This window comes from Microbispora sp. ATCC PTA-5024 (genome assembly GCF_000511135.2).
GTDB lineage: Bacteria > Actinomycetota > Actinomycetes > Streptosporangiales > Streptosporangiaceae > Microbispora > Microbispora corallina.
The window spans coordinates 153,802-159,702 of sequence record NZ_KI866522.1 but is presented as its reverse complement, the minus strand read 5'-3'; the positions used below and the strand labels follow the sequence as shown (position 1 = coordinate 159,702).

General features: G+C 72.6%; 5 protein-coding genes and 1 pseudogene. 3 read left to right on the top strand and 3 right to left on the bottom strand.

The window, feature by feature from the left end; genetic code table 11:
- Positions 1 to 171 precede the first annotated feature (171 nt).
- Entirely contained in the window at positions 172 to 993 is an 822-nt protein-coding gene (locus MPTA5024_RS00720) for an alpha/beta fold hydrolase (RefSeq protein WP_036318648.1), read from the top strand.
- Positions 994 to 1,179: 186 nt separating this feature from the next.
- On the opposite strand, the gene MPTA5024_RS00715 is transcribed toward MPTA5024_RS00720, so the two are convergent.
- Positions 1,180 to 2,025: an MBL fold metallo-hydrolase gene (locus tag MPTA5024_RS00715; protein ID WP_036318645.1), complete on the bottom strand. Its 846-nt coding sequence runs from the start codon at positions 2,023 to 2,025 to the stop codon at positions 1,180 to 1,182.
- 240 nt (positions 2,026 to 2,265) lie between these two features.
- Here MPTA5024_RS00715 and MPTA5024_RS00710 point away from each other — a divergent pair, with 240 nt between their 5' ends.
- Both MPTA5024_RS00710 and MPTA5024_RS00705 read left to right on the top strand, forming a co-directional pair.
- Positions 2,266 to 2,880, top strand: coding sequence for a CGNR zinc finger domain-containing protein (locus MPTA5024_RS00710; RefSeq protein ID WP_036318643.1), 615 nt, complete (start codon positions 2,266 to 2,268; stop codon positions 2,878 to 2,880).
- Positions 2,881 to 3,237: 357 nt separating this feature from the next.
- Complete coding sequence (locus tag MPTA5024_RS00705) at positions 3,238 to 3,984, top strand: phosphotransferase family protein (protein ID WP_036318641.1); 747 nt, start codon at positions 3,238 to 3,240, stop codon at positions 3,982 to 3,984.
- A 260-nt stretch (positions 3,985 to 4,244) separates the two neighbouring features.
- Here the strand turns inward: MPTA5024_RS00705 and MPTA5024_RS00700 are convergent, their stop codons facing one another.
- Entirely contained in the window at positions 4,245 to 5,603 is a 1,359-nt protein-coding gene (locus MPTA5024_RS00700; RefSeq protein ID WP_232326094.1) for a GH39 family glycosyl hydrolase, read from the bottom strand.
- 147 nt (positions 5,604 to 5,750) lie between these two features.
- A pseudogene (locus tag MPTA5024_RS43165) lies at positions 5,751 to 5,901 on the bottom strand (cysteine--1-D-myo-inosityl 2-amino-2-deoxy-alpha-D-glucopyranoside ligase); the annotation flags it as partial.

The window sequence follows — 5,901 nt, the reverse complement described above, 5'->3', positions numbered from 1 at the left end:
CCGCTGGAGCGGGGACGGCCGCCGGGGGCGGGGCGGCGGCCGGGACGGGGCGGCTGGCGCGAGGCGGCTGCGCCGAAGATTTTTTCGAATCCGCGACGATTTCGCGGGCCGGCGGGAGTCCTATCCGCGTCACCATGTCACAGACGACGATTCACGGAAGGACGACCGATCATGACCACCCACACCGTCGACGTCGCGGGCGGGCGCCTGCGCTACGAGGTCCGGGGCTCCGGGCCCCTGCTGCTGGTCATGGGGGCGCCCATGGACGCCGCCGCCTTCGCCCCCCTGGCCGACGCCCTCGCGGACGACCACACCGTCGTCACCCATGACCCTCGGGGCATCTCGGGCAGCGTCCTCGACGACCCGGAGCAGGACTCCACGCCCGACCTGCGGGCCGACGACGTGGCGGCCCTCCTCGACGCCCTCGGCGCCGCGTCCGCGGACGTCTTCGGCAGCAGCGGCGGCGCGGTGACGTGTCTCGCGCTCGCCGCGCGGCATCCCGGGCGGGTGCGCACGCTCGTCGCGCACGAGCCTCCCCTGCTCGACCTGCTGCCGGACGCCGCCGACAGGCATGCGGCGATCGACGACATCGTCGCGACCTTCCACCGGGAGGGGCAGCCGGCGGCCTGGGGGAAGTTCATGGTCACGTCGGGCTTCGACGACGGCCAGGGCGGCGCCCCCGCCCAGCCGCCGGGCGACTTCTCCGAGCAGGACATCGCCAACGGCGCCCGCTTCTTCGCCCACGAGATCCGCGGCACCACCCGCTACCGGCCGGACGCCGCCGCGGTGACGGCCGGGGCCGGCCGGGTCGTCGTCGGGATCGGCGAATCCTCGGGCGGTCTGGTCACACATCCGACCTCGGTGGCGCTGGCCGGCCTGCTCGGTGTCACCCCGGTCGAGTTCCCCGGCGACCACGGCGGCTTCCTCGCGCAGCCCAAGGAGTTCGCCGAGACGCTCCGCGCGGTGCTGGCGGACGGACCCCCCGCCCGCTGACCACACGCACCCGCCGCCTGGCTCGTGCCGTACGACCGGGCGGCGGGTCGGTCGGGGCGCCCGGCCCGCTGAAGAGGGCGGCGGTCCCGAGGACGATCCGGACGACCAGCCCGCCCGGACGACCCCAGGCGACCCTTCCCCGGACGACGGCCGGCCACCTCTCCGCGTGCCACGGGCGGGGACGGTTCAGGACATGACCGATTTGGCGGAGTTCCACAGGACGCCGCGGTTGCGCCGGTCGGGGTAGAGGGCGACCATCGCCTCGTACAGGTCGGTGTGGCTCCCGGCCTTCTCGGCCGCGGCCGTGAAGTCCTCGATGTAGCGGCGGGTCCTGCCGATGTCCTCCGGGCTGTCAGGGTCGCCGTCACGCTTGTGGCCGGAGACGACGGCGGCGGGCCGGAGGCTTTCGATGGCGTCCAGGGCGCCGAGCCACTCCTTCCGGCCGTTGCCCTTCGACTCGGCCAGATAGAGGTGGACGTCTCCGTACACGGCGTCGCCCGCGACGACCAGCCCGATGGACGGGACGTGGAGGGCGCTGGTGCCGTCGGAGTCGGTGTGGCCCAGCTCGACCGCGTGAAGGCGCTCTCCTTCCAGCTCGACCAGTCCGTCGGCTGCCAGTGGCTGCGCCACCACGTGCCGATCCGAGATCTGCCCGGGAAAGCGCGGGGCCCAGAATCCGTCGAACCAGCGCGGACCCCATTGAGCGTCCATGTGCGCGGCGACGCCGGGCGTGGCCACGAGTGTGGCGTCCGGGAAGCGTTCGAGCACCGCGGGGGCGCCGAAGAAGTGGTCGCCGTGCGCGTGGGTGACGAAGACGGTGGTCACGTTCTTGCCGGTGGCCGCCACCCAGTCGGCCAGGGCACGCGACTCGTGGATGGTCATGAGCGGATCCACCAGGACCGCGTCGTTCTCGCCGTAGATGAGGGTCGATGCGGTCGGCGACCACATCCGCCGCGCCTCGCCCGGGGGAAGGTCGTCGGAGACCGCGGCCTTCGACGGGGCCACGTACACCGCATAGTCCAGCTGTGCCATGAAAGTACTCCTTTGACGGATCGGTTCGGCGGTCGATGTCAGCCCGCGACGGGCCCTTCGAGCTGCGGACCGGTCGCCTCGAAGGCGAGCGGGACGATCGCGGGTCGCCGGTCGCTCCGTTGATCGCGGTCATGACCTGTTCCGGTGAGGGACCCCCAGCCATGCAACGACTGAGGTGTAATCACTTTTGCCTCTGTCATCATGGACGCACTCGCGACTGGAGTCAAATAGACTTTGCCTATGTCATGGATGGCGACGGAGAGGTTCGAGGCCCGCACCGCGCCGGGCGGGCTGGCCCTCGTGCAGGAGCTGGTCAACACCCACGGCGTCACCCGTTTCGGGGCGGATCTGCTGGCCGACCTCACGACCGCCCGGCACTGGCTGAGTGGGGCCGCCGGTCAGTGGGCGCAGGCCCACGGACTGGAGCCACCGGAGCTGTCCCTGCCGGCGACGGACCTCGACGCAGTGCGTGAACTGCGGACCGCGGTGAAGGGGATGCTCGAGATCCCGCCTGGCGAGCGGTCCACCGGCCCGTTCGACGCGAGCGGCGTGGTGCTGCCGCGCGCGCAGGCTCACCTCGTCGCCGACGAGCGGGGGCGCGTGGCCATCCTCCCGGCCGGCACGGGTGCGAGCTGGCTGGCGTCCGCGGTCTGGTCGGAGATTCTTCTCGCCCAGCACGACGGCTCCTGGTCGCACCTCAAGCTGTGCCGAGGACCCAGGTGCCGCACAGCCTTCTACGACGCCTCCCGCAACGGCAGCGCGGTCTGGCACAACGTCCGCACCTGCGGCAATATGGCGAACCTGCGCGCCTCACGCGCGCGCAGGAAGGGCGCGGGCCAGGGCCCGGGCGAATGATGCCCCGCGAGTTCCTGACGGCGGGTCGCCCCCGAGACGGGCGCCTCGGGGCTCGCCGGGGCCGACGACGTCCCACACCGCCGGCGGGGACGCCTCGTCGCGCTGCTTCCTCATGGAGGGCGTCAGGTTCTCCGGACGCCGACTCGCCCGTGTGAGAGGTCGGCGTGGACGACATCGGCGGCGCTGCGCGCGAGCGGCTTCCGCTGCGGCGTGACCACGGCTTCGGGCTCCACGTGGTGGACCGGCCAGCGGTCGTGCGCGCACGAGGCCGCTTGGCAGCGGGACAAGACCGGCCGCGCCGGTGCACGGGACAAAACCCGGCGACGTCGGCGATCGTCCCCGGGATACTGGTCGCCCATGGATGAGGTCACAGTGGTCGTCGCCCATTCCGAGCGCGCGACCCTGCGCGTCGGCGACGTGTTCCTGAAGGTGGACGCCGATCCGGCGCGCATCGACGTCGAGGTCGAGGCGATGGCCCTGGCGCCGGTCCCGACCCCGAAGGTCCTGTGGCACAAGCCGCCCGTCCTCGCGATCGCCGCGGTCCCGGGGACGGCGCTCGGCCGCCTCGGCGAGCCGTCGACCGCGTCCCCGGCGGCGTGGGCCGCGGCGGGCGCCGCCATCCGGAGGTTGCACGACGCGCCGTCGCCACTCCGGCGCGGCCGGGCAGGCCGGACCATCGACGAGTGGGCGGCGGAACTCGACGGCGAGTGCGAGTGGCTCGTGACGAACGGCGTCCTGCCCGCCGGCCTGGTCGCCCGCAACCGCCAGGTCGCCGAGGCCGCGCTCCGGCCGTGGGCTCCGGTCTTCACGCACGGCGACCTGCAGATCGCTCACGTGTTCGTCGACGGCGACGAGATCACGGGCATCATCGACTGGTCCGAGGCGGGCCACGGCGATGCCCTGCTCGACCTCGCCGTCTTGACGCTCGGACACGAGAAGCACCTCGGCGACGTCGTCGCCGGCTACGGCGCCGACGTCGACCTCGACGTGATCCGCGGGTGGTGGTCGCTGCGAAGCCTGCTGGTGGTTCGCTGGCTGGTCGAGCACGGCTTCGACCCGTTCGCGCCGGGCTGTGAGATCGACGTGCTGAGATCCCGACTGTGAGTCTGCGCGCGTCCGACTGCGGTCGTTGCGGTTGCCGCCGATCAGGCTGAGTGCGACAGGAATGCCGTTGCCGTCGGCATGTCCGACCCAGAAGCCCAGCCGGTTGAGGTCGTGCTCACTCGCGTCCAGGGCGTTCCAGCCCGGGGCCAGGCCGAGGCGGAGCTGGTGAAGCCGGCAGCGAGCGCCGGGCCACGGTGGACAGGTCTCGCTTCCCCGCACGCCGCCGCCGGCCACGCGTCCGGGACACCTCCTGCCGGCGGTCAGGAGGAGGTGCGCGGGACCCAGCGGACCTCGTAGGGGGCGAGGTTCAGGCGCTTGCCGTTCACCGTGGCGCCGACCTCGCTCGACGCGGTGTTGACCACGACCGTCATGTCGTCCCGGCCCAGCGCCCGGACCGAGGCGGGCGACACCTGGACGGGGACGGTCTTCACCCCGAGCGGGAACCAGCGGGCGAACCCCTGGAGCGCCTTGAGGAGAAGCGTGGGCTGCCCGCCGCCGCGTTGCCGGGGACTGGTCCACAGGCATCCGGGCGGGCACTTCTCGCCCTCCTCCTGGCGGTTCCAGTACAGGACGGCGGCGGACTTCGTCCGGGTGAGCTCGATCATCGAGACGGCGGCCACCGCGGCGCGCTTCGCGTCCGGCCAGCCCGAGTCGTCCGGCTCGGGGTACCACTCCGCCCACCAGATCGGCAGGCCGATGTGCTTGTGCAGCCACTGGTTGACGGCGGAGAACTTCTCCTGGGCGCCGAAGTCGTCGGGGATCATGCCCTGGTCGGTCTCGGCGGACCCGTCGACGACCACGAAGTCGGCGCCCTTCTTGTGCTTGTCCCAGTAGCGCAGGACGTCGAGCACGCGCTGGTCCACGTTGCCCCAGGGGCCCTCCAGCTCGGACGGCGCGTCGAAGTCGGCCATGACGGGGTACGGCCCGCCGACCTGGATCTTGGGGTTGACCGCCTTGAGGGCCTTGTAGACCCGGTTGTACATGTCGGTGTAGCCCTCGTAGTCCCAGCGGTGCCTGCCCTCGTCGAAGAAGCCCTTCAGCTCGTTCCAGACGATGAAGTGCGTGACGTAGGGGTACCGCTCGGCCACCTTGGCGGCGAGGTCGGCGAAGTCCTGGTAGTGGTCGGGCGTGGGCGCCCGCTCGATGTGGCCCCAGTCGGTCCGCCCGGCGCGGCCGCCCTTCATCCAGTCGGGCGCGCAGCACAGCGTGACGACGGGCACGCCGCCGGTCTTGCGGATCAGGTCCATCCGGTCGTCGAGGGACGCGAAGTCGAACCGCCCGGGGCTCGGCTCGGGGTTGAGCGCGCCGAACCCCATGATGTGCTGGTTCTGCAGGAGACGCTGGCCGGCGATGGCGCGCCGCGCCGTGGCGAGGGCGCGGTCGTCGCCGTAGTCCGCCGTGTACTGCGTGTGGGTGAACCCGAACACCGGCCACCGCGACGACGCGCCGCCCGCGGGCGCCTCGTCCGGCACGGCGGCGGCGGTGGCCGCGCCGGACCCCGCACTGGACCCGGTCGTCGCCCGGCCGCTCGTCGCGCCGCTGTCCGGCGCCGAACAGGCCATCATCAGCAGCCCGGCGACCAGGACGCCGACGGCCGTGCCGGCCCATCGGCGGAACACCACACGCACCATTCCCCCTCGCGCCGGCTCGCCCGCGGAGGACCGGCTCGCGATCAACGCTATAGCACGGTCAACGAAACCAGCCGACCTTGAACGCGGGCTGTGGAAAACTTGAGGGTTCGCTGGACGCAACCGAGAAACCGCAGGTCACAGCGCCACGCCGAGCAAAGCGTCGGTCAGGTCACGGACCAGCGCGGGCGCTGCGGGGTCGTCGCCCCCGGCCGCCGCCCAGGCGTCGACCAGGGCGAGCGCGGCCGGCGCGTCGAGGTCGCCGGCGAGCCGCTCCCTGACCCCGGCC